We start from the raw sequence: 18,980 nt of genomic DNA, 5'->3' as shown, positions 1-18,980 counted from the left end.
CCTCCCCGCACACAATGACGCTCGACGAGGGCAAAAGGTTTCCCCGCCTTCGTACCGGAACGAACACTTCCAGCCATCCCCCGCAGGTCGCCCGTGCCTTGGAGTCGAGTGTCCTGCGCCACAGCGCCGAAGCCCAACTCCCCGAATACCAGGACATCTCCTGATCAACGCTCACTCGGGAGGCTGAAAATCGCCCAGATGCGCCTTCGAGTTGGCTGTGATGCAGTAGTAGGCTCGCGCCGCCGTTTGTTGAAGCTGATGGTTGACGCCATGTGTTGACGCTGTGTGTTGACGCCGCGCGTCGCAAGGAGGACCTCCGCGCCGGGCGGAGGCCGGCCGAACTGGGGGAGGCCATGCGCTTTCGCGGGAAGTCCATCCGCCGGAAGATCGTGGCGTTGCTGCTCGTACCGCTCGTCTCCCTCACCGGGCTCTGGGGCTTCGCGACCGTCCTCACCAGCCGCGAGGCCGACCAACTCCTCGACGTGGGCTACATCGTCGACAAGGTCGGCTACCCGATCGAGGACACCGCGCGCGTCCTGCAGAAAGAACGCCGCCAGTCGCTCGTCTATCTCGCCGACCCGCGTGCCTCGGACGCCCTCACCACGCTGCGCACCCAGCGCGAGGCGACCGACCGTCAGCTCGCGGTCATCCGCCGGAACGCCGCCGAGTCCGGCGTACGGAGCGAGATGCGGCCCGTCGCCTCGCAGCGTCTCGACTCCCTGCTCACGGCGCTCGACGGCCTCGACGCGCTGCGCCGTTCCGTGGAGAACCGCAGCATCGACCGGATCCAGGCCCTCGGCTTCTACAACCGGCTCGTCGACCCCTGCTACAGCTTCCTCACCACTCTCCACGCGCTGGAGAACGTCGAGATGGACAAGCAGGGCCGTGCCCTCGTCGGCGTCACCCGCGGCCGCGAGATGCTCGCGCGCGAAGACGCGCTGGTCGTCTCCGCGCTCATCTCCGAACGCGTCACGGCGGAGGAGATCCGCGCGGTCGCCGATCTCATCGCCCAGCGCGACCTCATCTACGACATGAACCTCGAAGTCCTGCCCACCGCCGAGCGCGAGAGATTCGAGAGGTACTGGGGCAGCCCCGACACCCAGACGCTGCGCCGTGCCGAGGAGGACCTGATCGCGGCGGGGCCCACCCGGGACCCGCGCGTCGTCACCGCCGAGAGGTGGCAGCAATGGGCGACCCCGGTCCTCGACGACCTCGCGCGGGAGAACACCGCGGCCGGCGACCGCTACCAGGACCGTGTCCAGCCCGCCGCCTACAGCGTGCTGCTCAAGGCCGGTGTCGCAGGCGTCCTCGGCTTCCTCGCCCTGCTCGTCTCCGTCGTCGTCTCCGTCCGCATCGGCCGTGCCCTCGTCCGCGACCTGCGCCGGCTCCGCAAGGAGGCCCAGGAGGTATCCGGCGTACGCCTGCCCAGCGTGATGCGCCGGCTCGCCGCCGGAGAGCTCGTCGACGTCGAGACCGAGGTACCCCATCTGCGGTACGAGGACGACGAGGTCGGCCAGGTCGGACAGGCCCTCAACACCCTCCAGCGGGCCGCCGTCGAGGCCGCCGTCAAGCAGTCCGAGCTCCGCCGCGGTGTCTCCGAGGTGTTCGTCAACCTCGCGCGCCGCAACCAGGTCCTCCTGCACCGCCAGTTGACGCTCCTCGACACCATGGAACGGCGCACCGAGGACACCGAGGAACTGGCCGACCTGTTCCGCCTCGACCACATGACCACCCGCATGCGCCGCCACGCCGAAGGCCTGGTGATCCTCTCCGGCGCCGCGCCCTCCCGCCAGTGGCGCAAGCCCGTCCAGCTGATGGACGTGGTGCGCGCGGCGGTCGCGGAGGTCGAGGACTACGAGCGGATCGAGGTACGCCGACTGCCCCGGCTCGGCGTCGGCGGCCCCGCCGTCGCCGACCTCACCCACCTCATCGCCGAACTCCTCGAGAACGCCACCGTGTTCTCGCCACCGCACACCGCCGTGCAGGTCCTCGGCGAACGGGTGGCCAACGGCTTCACCCTGGAGATCCACGACCGCGGCCTCGGCATGAACCCCGACCTGCTGCTCGACGCCAACCTCCGCCTCGCCGAGACACCCGAGTTCGAGCTCTCCGACACCGACCGCCTCGGCCTCTTCGTGGTCAGCCGGCTCGCCCAGCGCCAGAACGTCCGGGTCTCGCTCCAGCCCTCGCCGTACGGAGGGACCACCGCGGTCGTCTTCATCCCGGCCGCCCTGCTCACCGACGCCCCCGAGACCGAGGGCGCGGGCTTCCGTCTGGACCGGGCGTCCGTGGACCGCCCGCCCCTGGAGCGCGGACCCCAGGGACGGCCGAGCGGCGCCGGCGACCAGCCGGGCCGCCGCCCCGCGCTCACCAAGGTGCCGGGCGGCGCGTCGACGACCGGCGGCTCCCGGCGCTCCGCGGGCTCCTCGCTGCTGGACGGGCCGCTCGACGACTCGCTCGACGTCCCCCTCGACGGACCCGTCGAGCTCGAAGCACCCCTCGGCGCCTCCGGTTTCGACGAGCTGCTCGGCCCGTCGGCCGCGGACCTGGAGGACACCGAGAGCGAGCGCGGTGGACTCTTCCGGCCCCGTGGCAACCGTCGAGGTCTCGCCCCCGCCCCGGGCGGCGAGCAGCACCAGCAGGCGCCGGACCAGTCGCCCGACCGGGCGGCCCACGACCGCGGCGGTATCGTGCCGCTGCCCCGCCGCCGCCCGCCGACGCTCGTCGTGGACCACGGCCGCCGGGTCGACGAGCCGGGCCGCGCCCACCCGGCCTCCGCCCCGGACACCGAGGCACCGGGCACCCCGCCCAACCTGGTACCCGTACCGCCCGTCACGCCGGTGCCGCCCGCCGGGGCCGTACCGTCCGTCACGCCGGTGCCGCCCGCCGGCGCCGGCCCCGTACCGCCCGCCGGGCCCGTGTCGCCGGACGGCCCCGCGCCGTTCGGCGGCCTGCCCCGCCGGGTCCGGCAGGCGAGCCTCGCGCCTCAGCTGCGCGGCACGGGCGACCGCACCGACTCCGAGGCCATCGGCGGCTCCACCGCCCCGGCGGCCGCAGACTTCGAGCGAGACGCCGAGGAAGTGCGCAACCGCATGGCATCGATGCAGCGCGGCTGGCAGCGCGGACGACAGCAGAACGCCGAGACCACAGCACCAGGAACGACACCCGAGGGGGACGGTCGATGACCGCACCGAACGCCGCAGCAACCCACACCTCCGGAAACGGCAACGGCGAGTTGAACTGGCTCCTCGACGAGCTGGTCCAGCGGGTCGGATCCATCCGCAAGGCCCTGGTGCTCTCCAGCGACGGACTCGCCACCGGTGCCTCCGGGGACCTGACCCGGGAGGACGGCGAGCACCTCGCCGCCGTCGCCTCCGGCTTCCACAGCCTCGCCAAGGGCGTCGGCCGTCACTTCGAGGCGGGCAAGGTCCGCCAGACGGTCGTGGAACTGGAGGACGCGTTCCTCTTCGTCACGGCGGCGGGTGACGGCAGCTGCCTCGCCGTCCTCGCGGACGCCGACTCGGACGTCGGCCAGGTCGCCTACGAGATGACGCTGATGGTCAAGCGGGTCGGCATCCACCTGGGGACGGCGCCTCGCTCCGGCCTGTCCACCGGAGGGTGAGTGGGGGGACTCCATGACTGACGGCACGACTGAGGGCACGGCCACCGGGACGGCCGAGGGCACGGCCGAGCGCACCACCGAAGGCGCCCACGCCGCGGAATCCTGGGACCAGGCGCCGCAGCCGGCCCACCACTGGTTCGACGACGAAGCCGGGCCGGTGGTCCGTCCGTACGCGATGACCCGTGGCCGGACCAGCGCCGCCACCCGGCACCGCCTCGACCTGATCGCCGTGGTGGTGCCCGAGCCCGCCGCCGACGACCCCGGCCGCGACCAGACGCTCTCCCCGGAACACGTGGAGATCGTCGAGCGCTGCTCGGACACGCCCCAGTCGATCGCCGAACTCGCCGCCGGACTCGACCTCCCGGTCGGGGTCGTCCGCGTCCTCGTCGGAGATCTCGTCGAGGACGAACTCGTCCATGTGACCCGCCCCGTTCCGCCGGCCGAGCTGCCGGACGTGAGCATTCTCCGCGAGGTGATCAATGGCCTTCGGGCGCTCTAGCCGCACCAAGCCGTTCGTCGAACCGGTGACCTTGAAGATCCTGGTCGCGGGCGGTTTCGGGGTGGGCAAGACGACACTGGTCGGCGCCGTCAGCGAGATCAGACCGCTGCGCACCGAGGAGGTCCTGAGCGAGGCGGGCCGGCCCGTCGACGATCTGCACGGGGTGGAGAACAAGTCGACCACCACGGTCGCCATGGACTTCGGCCGGATCACGCTCCGCGAGGACCTCGTCCTCTACCTGTTCGGCACGCCCGGACAGGACCGCTTCTGGTTCCTCTGGGACGAGCTCGCACAGGGTGCGCTCGGGGCGATCGTGCTGGCGGACACCCGCCGCCTGGAGGACAGTTTCGCGGCGATCGACTACTTCGAGCGGCGCGGTATCCCGTTCACGGTCGCGGTCAACTGCTTCGAGGGCGCACGGCGGTTCCCCGCGGAGACCGTCCGCGGGGCTCTCGACCTCGACCCCGAGGTCGAGCTGCTGATGTGCGACGCCCGCGACCGCGAGTCGGTGAAGAACGTCCTCGTGGCCGTCGTCCAGCACGCCCTGGTCCTCGCGGACCAGGGAACGCCCGTGACCACCTGACACCCGGCCGCGCCGGACGCCACGCGGTGGCGGTGCCGCTGCTCAGCGCACCGCCACAACCGCCGACCCGTGTCCGAACAGCCCCTGGTTCGCGGTGATCCCGACCCGCGCCCCGGGCACCTGCCGGTCTCCCGCCGCGCCCCGCAACTGCCAGGTCAGCTCGCAGACCTGCGCGATGGCCTGGGCGGGCACGGCCTCGCCGAACGACCCCAGACCGCCGCTGGTGTTGACCGGCACGCGTCCGCCGAGGGACGTGACCCCTTCCCGTACGAGCTTGGCGCCCTCACCGGCCCCGCACAGGCCGATGTCCTCGTACCACTCCAGCTCCAGCGCGGTGGACAGGTCGTACACCTCCGCCAGCGAAAGGTCCTCGGGCCCGATCCCCGCCTCCTCGTACGCCGCACGTGCGATCGACGCGCGGAAGGAGTGGGCCGAGGGGGAGGCGGCGACCGCCGAGTCGGTCGCGATGTCGGGCAGGTCGAGGACCGCCTTCGGGTACGTCGGTGTGACGGTGGAGACGGCCCGGATACGGACGGGGGCCCGATGCCCGTGACGGTGGGCGAACTCCAGGCTGGAGAGCACCAGCGCCGCGCCCCCGTCCGAGGTCGCGCAGATGTCGAGCAGCCGCAGCGGATCGGCGACGACGGCCGAGGCCGCGACCTCGTCCGCGCTCACCGCCTTGCGGTAGCGCGCCAGCGGATTGAGGGCTCCGGCCGCCGCGTTCTTCACCTTCACCTGGGCGAAGTCGTCGACCGTGTCCCCGTACAGGGCCATGCGGCGACGGGCGTACAGCGCGAAGTACGCGGGGTTGGTCGCCCCGAGGACCCGAAAGCGCAGCCAGTCGGGGTCGTCGGGCCGCTCCCCGCCCGCGGGGGCGAAGAAGCCCTTGGGGGCCGAGTCCGCGCCGACGACGAGCACCACGTCCGCCAGGCCGGCGAGGATCTGTGCCCGCGCGGTGGAGACGGCCTGCGCGCCGGAGGCGCAGGCCGCGTACACGCTGGTGACGCGCGCGCCCTGCCAGCCGAGGGCCTGCGCGAACGTCGCCCCCGCCACATGGCCCGGGTAGCCGCACCGCATGGTGTTCGCGCCGACCACCGAACCGACGTCCCGCCAGTCGAGCCCGGCGTCCGCGAGCGCGGACCGCGCCGCCGCCGTACCGTACTCGACGAAGCTGCGGCCCCACTTGCCCCACGGGTGCATTCCGGCACCCAGCACGGCGATGTCGTTCATGACCGCTCCTCCGTCCCGTCCGCCACGCGCGCGTGCACCGGCCGCCAGTGCCAGGTGGTCCAGACGTGGGTGTCGTCCTCGTCGAGGACGCCCGGCACCACCTCGACCTCCATGCCGACGGCGAGGTCCCCGGTCCGCACCCCGGGCGCCCCCTGTCCGAGGACGACCATCGCCTCGGCCGCCAGCTCGACCGCGATCAGGGTGTACGGGTCCCAGGGCGCGTCGGGGTCGGAGACATAGGGCGCGGGCGGGCGGTAGCGGCCGTCGGTGAACGACCACACGCGGCCCCGCCGCGAGAGCGGGGTCTCGACGAGTTCACCCCCGCCGGGGCAGCCGGGGTTGCGGCACCAGGCGTCCTCGCGCGGGAAGAAGACCGAGGCGCAGGCCGTACAGCGGGTGCCGAGGAGGCGGAACTCGCTCGCGCCGCCGGCTCCGTCACCGCCGGTCCCGTTCCCACCGGCCACGCCTCCGCCGCTGTCGTCCGTGAACCATCCGGCCACCACCGGCCTGCGCGTCCGTGCCACGACGGTCCTCCCCGACCCCGAGACCACCCTCATCTGACGAAGCGTCAGGAAGTCTGCCACGGATGTCGCGAGCTGAGAACCGTACGGGCCCTTATCGCGTCCCTACATGCGAACGGGCGGCCGGGACCCACGGGGGTGGTCCCGGCCGCTCGTCACGCTCCGGGTGTCAGTGCCCGGCCACCGACCGCCGCGCCACCGGGAAGTCGAAGAAAGTGCTGGGGAACGGCTCCGGCTTGAAGGTGAAGTGCCACCACTCCTCGGGCAGGTTCACGAAACCCTGCTCGGCCAGCGTCCCCTTCAGCAGCTGCCGGTTGGCCCGCTGCGCGCCCTGGATCCGTGGATCGTCGGTGTGCGAGAGCGTGTCGAAGCAGTCGAATCCCGTGCCCATGTCGACGGAGTTGTCCGGGAACCGCTGGTCCCGCGGGGCGGAGCACTCCACGAGCCTCTCGCCCGGCACGTACGGACGGGTGGGCGCGGCGGGCAGCCGCACGATCGTCACGTCGAGCGTCGAACCACGGCTGTGCCCGGACTTCTCGGCGATGTAACCGTCCTCGAACAGCCTCGACTTGTCGACCCGGGGATAGAACTCCTTCTTCATCCGCTCGTCGGCCAGATCCTGCGCCCATCGCACGAAGTGATCGACGGCGCGCTGCGGCCGGTAGCAGTCGTAGACCTTCAGCGAGTAGCCCCGGGCGAGGAGTTTCAGCTGTGCGCGGTGCAGCGCCTCGGCGGCGGGGCGCGTCAGAATGCACAGCGGCTGCCGGTAGCCGTCGACCCGCTCGCCCACGAAGTTGTGCTCCGTGGTGTAGCGCATCTCCTGAATGATCGTCCGGTCCACCGAGCTCAGCGCCACGAACTCCTTCGGCGCCTTCGGCTCCGGTCTGGCCTGCGCGGAAGGTACGGCGGCGGTGGCGGCCAGCAGCCCGGCGGCCGCCGACACGGCGAGTCCACGGAAAACGGAAGCAAGTCCTGTCATGTGCACCGTCTATCAGGTTCGCGGGGCACGGGAAAGGGTGATCGCATACGGTCCTGACGTGAAGGACTCCTACTGCTCCAGCTGCGGCACCCGTTACGCCGAGGCCGCCGGCTGGCCCCGCACCTGCGCCGCGTGCCACGCCGTCGCCTACCGCAACCCGCTGCCCGTCGCCGTCACCCTGCTCCCCGTCACGGACGACCGGGGGAGCGGCCTCGTCGTCATCACCCGCACGATCGAGCCCGCCCGGGGCGAGGTCGCCCTGCCAGGGGGCTTCATCGACCACGCCGAGGACTGGCGGGACGCCGTCGTCCGTGAACTGCGCGAGGAGACCGGGATCGAGGCGCCGGCCGAGGACGTCCGGCTCGCCGACGCACTCAGCTCCACCGGCGGTCACCTGCTCCTCTTCGGCCTCCTCCCGGCCCGCGCGGCCGCCGAACTCCCGCCCTCCGTGCCCACGGACGAGACGACCGGCTGGCACGTTCTCCACGCGCCGACGGACCTGGGGTTCCCCCTGCACACGGAGGCGGTACGGCGCTGGTTCGCGGGGGCGTACGCCTGAGGGGAACGCGGCCGGATCCCGGATCACGGATGTTGGATCCAACATCCAACATCCAACATCCGGGATCCGATGTCCGGTCGCCCGTCCGCGACCCCTACCCCTTCACCTCCCGCACCCGCACCGGAAGCCCCGCCTCGACCGGTCCGTCGTCCGTCACGCGTTCCACCACAACCCGGCCGTCCACCAGCCGTGACGTGTACCGCTCGATCTCGGCAGCCCCCCATCCGTCACCGGTGTCCCGTACGACGAGCCCCCCGCCGGTCCGCCCGGCGGCCGGCGCCCACACCTCCAACTCCAGCCCACCGTCCTCGCCCCGGACCGGTACGACCGCCCCCGCTCGGGCGAGCACCGGGATACGGGAGAGCGGCGCGTCGAGCAGGACCTGCCCCGGCCCCTCGTACGCCTGCCCCGTCGCCGTGTCGTACCAGCGGCCGCGCGGCAGCCGGACCGCCCGCCGGTCGGCGCCCCGTGCGAGCACCGGTGCGACCAGCAGCGCGTCGCCCACCAGGAACGCGTCCTCGCAGTCCCGCAGCGCCCGGTCCTCCGGCGCTCCCCACCACACGGGACGGATGTACGGTGCCCCGGTCAGCCGCGCGAGCTGGGAGAGGGTCACGAAGTAGGGCCGCATCCGCTCCCGCTCGGCGAGCGCCACGCGCGCGTGCTCCAGAACCTCGGGGCCGAACTCCCACGGCTCGCGCCGCCCCGCGCCGATCGCCGCGTGCGTACGGAACAGGGGCATCCACGCCCCGAGCTGGAACCAGCGCAGGAACAGCTCGGGTGACGGACTCCCGTCGAAACCGCCCACGTCCGGCCCCGAGTACGGCACCCCGCACAGCCCCAGGCCGAGGACCAGCGAGAGGGACGCCCGCAGCCCGGGCCACCCGCTCGACACATCGCCCGACCAGGTCCCGCCGTACCGCTGCATGCCCGCCCACCCCGAGCGGGAGAAGAGGAAGGGCCGCTCGTCCGGCCTCAGCCGGCGCAGCCCCTCGTAGCCCGCCTTCGCCATCGTGAGCCCGTACACGTTGTGCGCCTCGCGGTGGTCCCCGCCCCGCCCCTCAAGGGCGTGCCGTGCCGAGCGTGGCAGCGTCATGTCCCCGAAGGGGGAGAAGGAGACCGGCTCGTTCATGTCGTGCCAGATCCCCGAGAAGCCCTGTGCGAGCCGCTCCTCGTACAGCCCGCCCCACCACTCCCGTACCGCCGCGTCCGTGAAGTCCGGATAGGCGCACTCGCCGGGCCAGACCACCCCGTGGACCTCGTCGCCCCGCCCGTCGCGGACGAACGCGCCTGCCGCAGCCCCGGAGTCGTACACGGAGTTCCCCGGCTCCGCCTTCACCGCGGGATCGACGATCGACACCAGCCGTACGCCCTGCTCGCGCAGCTCCTCCGCGAGCCCCGGCAGATCCGGGAACCGCTCGCGGTCCACCGTGAACACCTGGTGCGCGTCGTAGTGGTCGATGTCCAGGTGCAGCACGGACAGCGGCAGGCCGCGCTCGCGGTACCCGCCCACCACCCGCCGTACCTCCTTCGCGCTGCCGAACCCCCACCGCGCGTGCTGTGGACCCAGCGCCCAGGACGGGGGCAGCGCCGGAGCCCCCGTCAGGGCCGCCCAGCCATGGAGCACGCGCGCGGGAGTACCGACCACCACCCAGCAGCGCAGCGGCCCGCCGCCCATCCGGACCTCGCTGGTCCCCGGCCGGTCGTGCCCGGACCCGGCCCCCTCCTCGCCTTCCGTGAGGGAGACCCGGCCGTCCCAGGAGTTGTCGTGGAACGCCAGATGCGTCCCCGCGTCCGCGACGACGAACTGCACCGGCATCGTGATGTACAGCGGATCGTCGCCGGGGGAGAAGCTTCCCTTGGGGTCGGTGTTCCACAGCCGGTACGTACCGTTCCGCAGCCGCGGCCCCGACGCCCGCCCGCCGAGGCCGAAGAACCGCGCGTCCGCCGGCACCTCGCTGCGCTGCACCCACCGCGCCGGCCCCCCTGACACCGGCTCCCACCAGCGCGGCGGCAGATCCCGGCGCAGCACCACACCACCGGGCGTACGGATCTCCACCGCCCCGTGCCGGGACACGGCCACCGTCACCCGCTCCGAGACCACCCGCCATCCGCCGTCGGTGTCCGGCTCCAGCCCGGCCCGTGGGTCGGGCTCGGGTGCCTCGCCGGCCAACGCGTACGAGGGGAGCGCCTCGGCCCCGTCCCAACCCCAGAAGACCGTGCCCCCGGCCGACACACAGACCCTCAGCTCGGATCGGGCGAACCGGACGATCCCCCCGCCCGGCATCGGCTTCGCCTCGCCCACCGGTCCCGGCACCCGGGCCCGCTCCGCCCCTCTCGGCGGCAACCCCCGCGCATCCGTCCGACGCTGCCGCCACGCCGAACGCACCGCCCGCAACCCCTGCACCGATCCGAACACCCTCACCGAACGCACCAGCTCACGACCGTCCATGCAGCTCACCCTGCCAGTCGCCAGGGCCCGTGCGCGGTTCGTTCAACTGCCGTTCACCCGTGGTGGGAGCACATATTCAGCCGTCCGACCATGGGCGGGGAACCCTGGTGCGAAAGACGATCACATGGCATCGTCCCTGTCAGCCGCGTCACGCGCACACCCCAGCACGTGCGCGCGACACACGCAGACCCGCGTACGCCCAGGGAGAACCGCCCCATGACATCAGCGCACACCGAGCCGCTCTGGCAGCCGGACGAGGAACGCATCGCCGCCGCCGCGGTCACCCGCTTCCAGGCCTGGGCCGCCGAGCGCCACGGAGCCCCGTCCGAGGGCGGGTACCCGGCCCTGCACCGGTGGTCGGTCGACGAGCTGGAGTCGTTCTGGCAGGCCGTCGCCGAGTGGTTCGACATCCGCTTCGCCACGCCGTACGAGCGTGTCCTCGGCGACCGCTCGATGCCCGGCGCCACGTGGTTCCCCGGAGCCACCCTCAACTACGCCGAGCACGCCCTGCGCGCCGCCGAGGAGCGCCCCCATGACACGGCCCTGCTCCATGTGGACGAGACACATGAGCCGCGCCCCATCAGCTGGGCCGAGCTGCGCCGACAGGTCGGCTCCCTCGCCGCCGAGCTCCGCGCCCTGGGCGTGCGCCCCGGCGACCGCGTCAGCGGGTACCTGCCCAACATCCCCGAGGCCGTCGTCGCCCTCCTCGCCACGGCCGCCGTCGGCGGCGTCTGGACCTCCTGCGCTCCCGACTTCGGCGCGCGCAGCGTCCTGGACCGCTTCCAGCAGGTCGAGCCGGTCGTCCTGTTCACGGTCGACGGCTACCGCTACGGCGGCAAGGAGCACGACCGCCGCGACACCGTGACCGAGCTGCGCGCCGAGCTTCCGACGCTCCGCGCCGTGGTCCACATCCCGCTCCTCGGCACCGAGGCCCCCGAGAGGGCTCTCACCTGGGCCGACCTGACGGCGGCCGACGTGGAGCCGGTCTTCGAGCAGGTCGACTTCTCCCACCCCCTCTGGGTGCTTTACTCCTCCGGCACCACCGGTCTGCCCAAGGCGATCGTGCAGTCCCAGGGCGGCATTCTGATCGAGCACCTGAAGCAGCTCGGCCTGCACTGCGACCTCGGCCCCGAGGATGTGTTCTTCTGGTACACCTCCACGGGCTGGATGATGTGGAACTTCCTCGTCTCCGGCCTGCTCACGGGCACGACGGTCGTCATCTACGACGGCAGCCCCGGCTACCCCGACACGGGCGCCCAGTGGCGCGTCGCCGAACGGACCCGGGCCACGCTCTACGGCACCTCCGCCGCGTACGTCATGGCGTGCGCCAAGGCGGACGTCCACCCGGGCCGGGACTTCGACCTCTGGGCGATCAAGTGCGTCGCGACGACCGGCTCCCCGCTCCCGCCCGATGGTTTCCGCTGGCTCCACGACGAGGTGCGCGAGGACCTCTGGATCGCCTCGGTCAGCGGCGGCACGGACGTCTGCTCCTGCTTCGCCGGAGCGGTCCCCACCCTCCCCGTCCACATCGGCGAGCTCCAGGCGGCCGGCCTGGGCACGGACCTCCAGTCCTGGGACCCGTCCGGCAAGCCGCTGATCGGCGAGGTCGGCGAACTCGTGGTCACCAACCCGATGCCGTCCATGCCGATCCACTTCTGGAACGACCCGGACGGCAGCCGCTACCGCGACAGCTACTTCGAGATGTTCCCGGGCGTGTGGCGCCACGGCGACTGGATCACGATCACCGACCACGGCTCGGTCGTCATCCACGGACGCTCCGACTCCACCCTGAACCGGCAGGGCGTACGGATGGGCAGCGCGGACATCTACGAGGCGGTCGAACGCCTCCCGGAGATCCGCGAATCCCTCGTCATCGGCCTCGAGGAGCCCGACGGCGGCTACTGGATGCCGCTCTTCGTCCACCTCGCGGACGGCGCGACCCTGGACGAGGCACTGATCGGCCGCATCAAGCAGACGATCCGTACCGAACTCTCCCCGCGTCACGTCCCCGACGACATCATCGAGGTGCCCGGCGTCCCGCACACCCTCACGGGCAAGCGCATCGAGGTCCCCGTCAAGCGCCTTCTCCAGGGCACCCCGATGGCCAAGGCGGTCAACCCGGGCTCGGTCGACAACCTGGACCTGCTGCACTTCTACGAAGAGGTGGCCCGCAAGCGGGCGCAGTGAGACGCGCGGCGGGGGGAGCGGCCCAGCGGCTCGACTCCCCCCGCCCTCACGCGAGTTCTACCCCTCGTACGTCGCCTGTGCCTCTCCCAGCACCTCCGCGAAGTCCGACGCCAGGCGCCGGGCGGCCGCCACGTCCAGCGCCGACGTCGTGATCCGCACCGCCGTCGGTGACGCGATCCGGAAGCGCGCCCCGGCCGCGACCCACCACCCGCGCGTCCGCAGCCCGTTGACCACCGCCGACTCGTCCCGAACGGGCACCCACACATTGAGCCCGCTCGCCCCGACCGACCGGATCCCGTACGAGCCGAGCCCGCCGATCAGCGCCTGCCGCCGTTCCGCGTACGCGACCTCCCCGTCCGCCACCAGCCGGGCGACCGCCGGGTCGGAGAAAAGGCCGACGACCGTCTCCTGAAGGATGTGGCTGACCCAGCCGGAGGTCATCAGCATCCGGCCGTCGTGCCGCGCCAGCGTCACCGGATCACCGGCGAGCCCCGCCCACCGCAGGTCGACGCCCAGCCGCTTGGACACCGTCCGCACCTGTGCCCAGCGCTCGAGCCCGGAGGCGGCCAATGTGGGCGCCTCCGGGCCGGCGAGCTGTGCGTTGTAGTCGTCCTCGACCACCAGAACCTCGGGGAACCCCCGCAGCATCGCCGCCAGTTCGTCCCGCCGCCGGGGCGTGAACGACGCCCCGGTCGGGCACTGGGCGCGTGGGCTGCAGACCAGCGCCCGCACCCCGGCCCGCAGGGCCGTCCGCAGGGCGTCCGGCGTCATTCCCTCCTCGTCCACGGCCACCGGCACCGTCCTCAGGCCCAAGGCCGTCACCAGGTCGAGGAGATGGTGGAATCCGGGATCCTCCACCGCCACCGCGTCTCCCGGCCGCAGCTCGACCGAGAGCAGCCGGGCGATGCAGTCGAGCGCCCCGTGGGCGAACGTCACCCGCTCCGCCGGTACGCCGTCCCGGGCGAACCAGGCGCGGGTCAGGTCTTCGAGCGCCGTGAGCCGGGGCGCGGCGCGGTGCGAGCCGTACACCGGCCGGATCTCCGCCGGAGGGCGCAGGACCGGCAGGAAGGCGGGGTCGGGCAGGCCGCTGGCCAGGTCCACCAAGCCCGGCGGGACCCTCGGCGGTCGCCGCGAGGCAGCCGAGGCCGCCTCCGCGACCACCGTGCCGCCCCGGCCGTGCGTGACCACCAGGCCCCGACGCCGCAGCTCCTTGTACGCCGTCGCGACCGTGCCGGCACTGACTCCCAGCTCGTCCGCGAGCCGCCGCACGGGAGGCAGCGCGACGCCCGGGGCGAGCTCGCCCTCCGTCACGCCGCGTTCGACGGACGCGGCAATCCCCTTGGCCGTCGCCCCCTGGATCGAATATTGTGTTGCCACGTACTGAACTATGTATCAATACAAAACTCAGGTCAAGGGGGAACCGAGTGAGCCGCCGGACTTCGTGGCACAGCACCGTCCTCAAGCGCATACCGGGCGGCCGCGACGGCCGCCGCATGCTCGTCGTCAGCATCATCGACAAGACCGGCACCGGCCTCTGGGCCGGCTGCACCGTCCTCTACTTCACCTACGTCTCCGGCCTCGGCCTCGGCCAGGTCGGCCTCCTCATGACGGTCTCCGGCGGCGTCGGCATCGCGGGCGCTCCGATCGCCGGCCGCCTCGCCGACCGCTTCCCCCTCGTCCGGCTCATCGTCGGCGCCCAACTCGTACGCGGCGGCGCGCTCCTCGCCCTCCTCACCACCGACAACTTCTTCCTGCTGACGCTCTACTCCGCCCTCGGCGCCCTACCCGACCGCGCGGGCAGCGTCCTCATCAAGCTGTACGCGGCCCGCCAGGCCGGACCCGACCGCGTCCGCTACCAGGCCATCCAGCGCACCACGGTCAACATCGGCTGGTCCATCGGCGGCCTCGGCGCCGCCGCCGCACTCGCCACCGGCAGCACCCGCGCCTACGCACTGCTCCTCGTCGGCAACGTCGTCACGTACCTCGTCATCGCCGTCCTCACCCTGCGCTGCGCCGAACCCCCGGCCCCCTCCCGGATCGCCGTCACCTCCCGAACCGCCGAGGACCGGGCACCCGCCACACCGGCGAGCCCCTGGCGCGACCGCACGTTCCTCGCCTACACGGCCACCGACGCCGCCCTCTTCCTCGACGACACGATCCTCCAGGTCGCCATCCCGCTCTGGATCGTCCACGCCACCACCGCACCCGTCGGGATGGCCCCGCTGCTGCTGGTCCTCAACACCGTCCTGGTCGTTCTCTTCCAGGTCCCGCTCGCCCGCTTCGGGGCCACCAGCCAGGCCGCCCGGCGTCTCCTCGTCCCTCTCGCCGGCCTCTTCGTGGTCGGCACCCTCGCCCTCGCCGCCTCCGCCGCCGGCGGCAGAGCCCTCGCCATCACGGCGCTCGTCGCCGCGGTCATCGCCTTCACCTTCGCCGAGATCATCCACGCGACCGCCTCGTGGGAACTCTCCGTCGCCCTCGCCCCGGCGGAAGCACAGGGTGCCTACCTCGGCGTCCACGGACTCGCCCAGTCCACCCAGCGTTTCGCCGGCCCCCTCCTCGTCACAGGCGTCATCTCCGCCGGCGCTCTCGCCTGGCCCCTCCTCGGCCTCGGCCTCGTCGCCGCGGGCGCGGCACAGCACCGTGTGATCCGCGACCGCCTCACCAAACCGTCACTGTCAGTGCCGACGGTTACGGTGAGTGAGCACTGATCGACAGCACTCAGGGGGAGACATGACCAAGCCCGGCACCACCACATCCATGCGCCGCGCCCTGCGCCGCGAAGTCCCCAGCACCGTCGGCCTGCTCGCCGACGAGGACGACTTCACAGCCATGCGCCGGTACGCCACCTTCGTCTTCGACGACCACCCGGACTACCTCCGCCAGGTCGAAGGCCTCCTCAAGTCCCTCGCCAACCAGGGCGGACACACCACGGTCGCCCTCTTCGACCCCGAGGAGTACGCGCAGCACTGCGAAGACACCGGCATCGACCCCGACCGCCCCGCCAGCCGCAGCCGCTACACCGCCGAACTGGCCGCCACAGGCGCCCTCGTCGCGTACACCGGGCAGCCCATGACCACCCTCGTCCCCACCCTCATCGACACCAGCGTTCGCCACGCCACCTGGGAGTACGCCTCCACACTCCTCGCCGACGCCGGAGACTGCGCCTCCTGCGGACAGGACATCGGCCGAGCCGCCTTCGCCCACGCCGCACGCCTGCTCACACGCCTCCTCGAAGCCGCCGGCCCCGGCAGCCACCACCTCGTCTGCAGCGTCCCCGCGGACGACGAACATCTCCTCGCCGTACTCCACGCCACCCGCGACGGGGACGGCCCCGCCCACCTCGACAGCGGCGAAGGAGCCGAATTCGCCACCGTCCTCGCCGCGGGAATCGCCCTCGACAGCTTCGGGGGAGTCGTCCTGCGCACCCAGATCCCGGGAACACCCGACCGCCTCCACGGCTGGCGCCTCGGCGGAGGGACCCTGCAACCCCTCACCGAAGCCGAGGTCTTCAGCGCCTACTGCACCGACGCCCACACCGGAGAACCGATCGCCCCGGAACCCGGCGTCGACTACCGGGCCGGCTTCGCCCTCACCCCCGACGAGGACGACTGGCCCTCCCACCACTGACGCCGAAGGGGCTCCCCGCCACATCCGTGACGGGAAGCCCCTTCGACACCTACGAACGAACCGGGATCACTCCCCGGACAGCACCGCCTGCGCGGCCACCCGGGCCTCCTCGGCCGTGTCGGCGGCCCGAGCCGCCGCAGCGGCCCGCTCGCACTGAGCCAGCGTGTACTTCGCGAGCGTCGCCCGCACATAGGGGATCGACGCGGCACCCATCGACAGAGAGGTGACACCCAGACCCGTCAGCACACAGGCCAGCAGCGGATCCGAAGCGGCCTCACCACAGACACCACAGCTCTTGCCCTCGGCCTTGGCCGCCTCGGCAGACAGCGCCACCAGGTCGAGCAGCGCCGGCTGCCACGGATCCTGCAGCCGCGACACCGCACCGACCTGACGGTCGGCGGCGAAGGTGTACTGCGCCAGGTCGTTGGTACCGAGCGACAGGAACTCCACCTCCTGCAGGATCGAACGAGCCCGCAGCGCGGCGGAGGGGATCTCCACCATCGCACCGAACTTCGCCTGCAGCCCCGCCTCACGGCACGCGTCGGCGAACGCCTTCGCGTCCGTACGGTCGGCCACCATCGGCGCCATGACCTCGAGGTACACCGGCAGGCCCTCGACGGCCTTCGCCAGCGCGGTCAGCTGCGTCCGCAGCACCTCCGGGTGGTCGAGCAGCGACCGCAGACCCCGCACACCAAGCGCCGGGTTCGGCTCGTCCGCCGGCGTCAGGAAGTCGAGCGGCTTGTCCGCACCGGCGTCCAGCACACGCACGACCACCCGGCCCTCGGGGAAGGCCTCGAGCACCTTGCGGTACGCCTCGACCTGCTTCTCCTCCGACGGAGCCTTCTTGCTGTCGTCCAGGAAGAGGAACTCCGTACGGAACAGACCGACACCCTCGGCGCCGGCCTCCACCGCGGCCGGCACGTCCGCCGGACCACCGACGTTGGCCAGCAGCGGCACCTTGTGCCCGTCCGAGGTCGCGCCCGGACCGCTGGACGCGGCCAGCGCGGCCTTGCGCGCGGCGGCGGCCTCGGTCAGCCGCTCCTTCCGCTCCTCGGTCGGGTCCACGAAGATCTCCCCGGTGGAACCGTCCACCGCGATGACCGTGCCCTCACCGATCTCGCCCGCGCCCGGCAGCGCCACCACGGCAGGCACACCCAGCGCCCGCGCGAGGATCGCGCTGTGGCTGGTCGGCCCGCCCTCCTCGGTCACGAAACCGAGCACGAGCGCCGGGTCGAGCAGCGCCGTGTCCGCGGGAGCGAGGTCCCGCGCGATCAGCACGTACGGCTCGTCGCTGTCCGGTACACCAGGCATCGGCACGCCGAGCAGGCGCGCGACGATACGGTTCCGCACGTCGTCGAGGTCGGCCACGCGCCCGGCCATGTACTCACCCGCACCCGCGAGCAGCTCGCGGTAGTGGGAGAACGCGTCGTAGATACCGCGCTCGGCGGTGCTGCCGACCGCGATCCGACGGTCGACGTCGGCGATGAGCTCGGGGTCCTGGGCGATCATCGCCTGGGCCTCCAGCACATGCTGAGCCTCGCCGCCCGCCAGATTGCCGCGCGCGATGAGATCGGCGGCCACAGCCTCCACGGCCTGACGGGCGCGCCCCTGTTCGCGCTCCGCCTCCTCGGCGGGAATCTGCTTGGCCGGCGGCTCGAGAACCGCCGTACCCATGTGCCGGACCTCGCCGATCGCCACTCCGTGGCTGACGCCGACGCCTCGCAGCGTTGTCTCCATCTCACCCGTCTCCGATAGAGCGGCGGCATCCGGCCGCCGCGATGAATGTCGAACTCGTGGTCGTCACGAGGACGACGCCGACCTCAGCGCCAGCTGAAGAGCTGGTCGTCGGCCTTCACGTCGCCGCTGTCCACGACATCGGAGAGAGAGTCGGCCGTGGCCTCCAGGGCCACGACGGGGCAGATCGGGGACTTGCCGGCGGCCTCGACGCCGGCGGGGTTCCAACGGACGACGGCCTGTCCCCGCGTCACGGTGTCCCCCTTGTTCACGAGCAGCTCGAAGCCCTCCCCGTTGAGCTGAACGGTGTCGATCCCGAGGTGCGTCAGCACTCCGTGTCCCTCGCTGTCCACGACGACGAACGCGTGCGGGTGCAGAGAGACGATGACGCCGTCGACCGGCGACACGGCCTCCGACGGCTCACGTACGGGGTCGATGGCGGTGCCGGGACCGACCATCGCGCCGGAGAAGACCGGGTCGGGTACTGCGGCAAGACCGATGGCGCGTCCAGCAAGCGGCGACGTCACGGTTGTCATGGGAAGCCTCCCAGGGGCGGAGATGGTGTGGCGCCGTCACTGCCTGTCCTGGACGGCGTACTGTTCAGAAGCGTATGTCATGGGAAGTCCCGGTTCCGCACGAGATGTACCAGTTGGCGGACCTAGGGCTAGCCGGAAACGATTTGCCTCTACTGACGGTGGGATGTACTGTCGTACTCCTGCCTGACCCCAACGCGACTTTGAGTCGTGGGTCGGCAGCACCTATCAAGCCAGATCCTAACCCCAGTGGTCTACACCTCTGCATGCCTGCGGAGGGGTGGTCAGGGGGAGCGAAAAAGCCTGGTAGTGTTTGACCCCGCCGCAAGGGAAAGCGCGAAAGTTAATTCCCGAAACGGCACGCCCGCTCCAGCGGGTGGCAGAAACGGAAAACGGATCTGCTAAGCTGGAAACACGAAAGACCGAAGGGAAAAGCCCGGAGGAAAGCCCGAGAGGG

The 18,980-nt window shown here is 72.1% G+C and carries 15 protein-coding genes; 8 read left to right on the top strand and 7 right to left on the bottom strand.

Annotated features, from left to right (window positions below; all coding sequences use genetic code 11):
- Positions 1 to 353: 353 nt before the first annotated feature.
- From ACZ3OF_RS33650 to ACZ3OF_RS33635, 4 genes are read left to right on the top strand one after another with little or no spacing between them, the layout of a single operon-like run.
- Positions 354 to 3,185, top strand: coding sequence for a sensor histidine kinase (locus ACZ3OF_RS33650; RefSeq protein ID WP_467308630.1), 2,832 nt, complete (start codon positions 354 to 356; stop codon positions 3,183 to 3,185).
- Entirely contained in the window at positions 3,182 to 3,622 is a 441-nt protein-coding gene (locus ACZ3OF_RS33645) for a roadblock/LC7 domain-containing protein (RefSeq protein ID WP_467308628.1), read from the top strand. The genes ACZ3OF_RS33650 and ACZ3OF_RS33645 overlap by 4 nt, the downstream gene beginning before the upstream one ends.
- Before the next feature lie 13 nt (positions 3,623 to 3,635).
- A complete protein-coding gene (locus tag ACZ3OF_RS33640) occupies positions 3,636 to 4,121 on the top strand; it encodes a DUF742 domain-containing protein (protein WP_361678800.1) in 486 nt (161 codons plus the stop codon).
- Complete coding sequence (locus tag ACZ3OF_RS33635; RefSeq protein WP_361678802.1) at positions 4,102 to 4,704, top strand: GTP-binding protein; 603 nt, start codon at positions 4,102 to 4,104, stop codon at positions 4,702 to 4,704. Before ACZ3OF_RS33640 ends, ACZ3OF_RS33635 begins: the two co-directional genes overlap by 20 nt.
- Positions 4,705 to 4,746: 42 nt before the next feature.
- Here the strand turns inward: ACZ3OF_RS33635 and ACZ3OF_RS33630 are convergent, their stop codons facing one another.
- The 3 genes from ACZ3OF_RS33630 to ACZ3OF_RS33620 all read right to left on the bottom strand — a co-directional run bounded on the left by ACZ3OF_RS33630 (position 4,747) and on the right by ACZ3OF_RS33620 (position 7,434).
- Entirely contained in the window at positions 4,747 to 5,934 is a 1,188-nt protein-coding gene (locus tag ACZ3OF_RS33630) for a lipid-transfer protein (RefSeq protein WP_361678805.1), read from the bottom strand.
- On the bottom strand, positions 5,931 to 6,458 hold the full coding sequence (locus ACZ3OF_RS33625) for a Zn-ribbon domain-containing OB-fold protein (protein ID WP_361678808.1): 528 nt from the start codon (positions 6,456 to 6,458) through the stop codon (positions 5,931 to 5,933). Before ACZ3OF_RS33625 ends, ACZ3OF_RS33630 begins: the two co-directional genes overlap by 4 nt.
- Positions 6,459 to 6,624: 166 nt before the next feature.
- Positions 6,625 to 7,434 carry a M15 family metallopeptidase gene (locus ACZ3OF_RS33620; RefSeq protein ID WP_361678811.1) on the bottom strand — a complete coding sequence of 270 codons (810 nt, stop codon included), beginning with the start codon at positions 7,432 to 7,434 and terminating at the stop codon, positions 6,625 to 6,627.
- Here ACZ3OF_RS33620 and ACZ3OF_RS33615 point away from each other — a divergent pair.
- Positions 7,433 to 7,993, top strand: a complete 561-nt coding sequence (locus ACZ3OF_RS33615) for an NUDIX domain-containing protein (protein ID WP_361678814.1) — start codon at positions 7,433 to 7,435, stop codon at positions 7,991 to 7,993. The two genes, ACZ3OF_RS33620 and ACZ3OF_RS33615, sit on opposite strands and share 2 nt — an antisense overlap.
- A gap of 94 nt (positions 7,994 to 8,087) precedes the next feature.
- Here the strand turns inward: ACZ3OF_RS33615 and ACZ3OF_RS33610 are convergent, their stop codons facing one another.
- Positions 8,088 to 10,442, bottom strand: coding sequence for a glycoside hydrolase family 31 protein (locus ACZ3OF_RS33610; protein ID WP_467308623.1), 2,355 nt, complete (start codon positions 10,440 to 10,442; stop codon positions 8,088 to 8,090).
- A 216-nt stretch (positions 10,443 to 10,658) separates the two neighbouring features.
- Between ACZ3OF_RS33610 and ACZ3OF_RS33605 the strand changes: the two genes are divergently transcribed.
- Positions 10,659 to 12,629: an acetoacetate--CoA ligase gene (locus ACZ3OF_RS33605; protein ID WP_467308621.1), complete on the top strand. Its 1,971-nt coding sequence runs from the start codon at positions 10,659 to 10,661 to the stop codon at positions 12,627 to 12,629.
- A gap of 57 nt (positions 12,630 to 12,686) precedes the next feature.
- Here ACZ3OF_RS33605 and ACZ3OF_RS33600 read toward each other — a convergent pair whose 3' ends face one another.
- Positions 12,687 to 14,006, bottom strand: coding sequence for an aminotransferase class I/II-fold pyridoxal phosphate-dependent enzyme (locus tag ACZ3OF_RS33600; RefSeq protein ID WP_467308619.1), 1,320 nt, complete (start codon positions 14,004 to 14,006; stop codon positions 12,687 to 12,689).
- Between the two features lie 47 nt (positions 14,007 to 14,053).
- Between ACZ3OF_RS33600 and ACZ3OF_RS33595 the strand changes: the two genes are divergently transcribed.
- Both ACZ3OF_RS33595 and ACZ3OF_RS33590 read left to right on the top strand, forming a co-directional pair.
- Entirely contained in the window at positions 14,054 to 15,337 is a 1,284-nt protein-coding gene (locus tag ACZ3OF_RS33595; RefSeq protein ID WP_467308617.1) for an MFS transporter, read from the top strand.
- 22 nt (positions 15,338 to 15,359) lie between these two features.
- Complete coding sequence (locus ACZ3OF_RS33590; RefSeq protein ID WP_467308615.1) at positions 15,360 to 16,256, top strand: hypothetical protein; 897 nt, start codon at positions 15,360 to 15,362, stop codon at positions 16,254 to 16,256.
- A gap of 66 nt (positions 16,257 to 16,322) precedes the next feature.
- On the opposite strand, the gene ptsP is transcribed toward ACZ3OF_RS33590, so the two are convergent.
- Positions 16,323 to 17,993 carry a phosphoenolpyruvate--protein phosphotransferase gene (gene ptsP, locus ACZ3OF_RS33585; RefSeq protein WP_361678832.1) on the bottom strand — a complete coding sequence of 557 codons (1,671 nt, stop codon included), beginning with the start codon at positions 17,991 to 17,993 and terminating at the stop codon, positions 16,323 to 16,325.
- Between the two features lie 83 nt (positions 17,994 to 18,076).
- Positions 18,077 to 18,526, bottom strand: coding sequence for a PTS sugar transporter subunit IIA (locus tag ACZ3OF_RS33580; protein ID WP_361678835.1), 450 nt, complete (start codon positions 18,524 to 18,526; stop codon positions 18,077 to 18,079).
- Between the last annotated feature and the right edge of the window lie 454 nt (positions 18,527 to 18,980).

The organism is Streptomyces sp. NPDC022552 (assembly GCF_055561875.1).
Note: the sequence above shows the minus strand (reverse complement) of the source record. Positions and strands in the feature narration are given on the sequence as shown.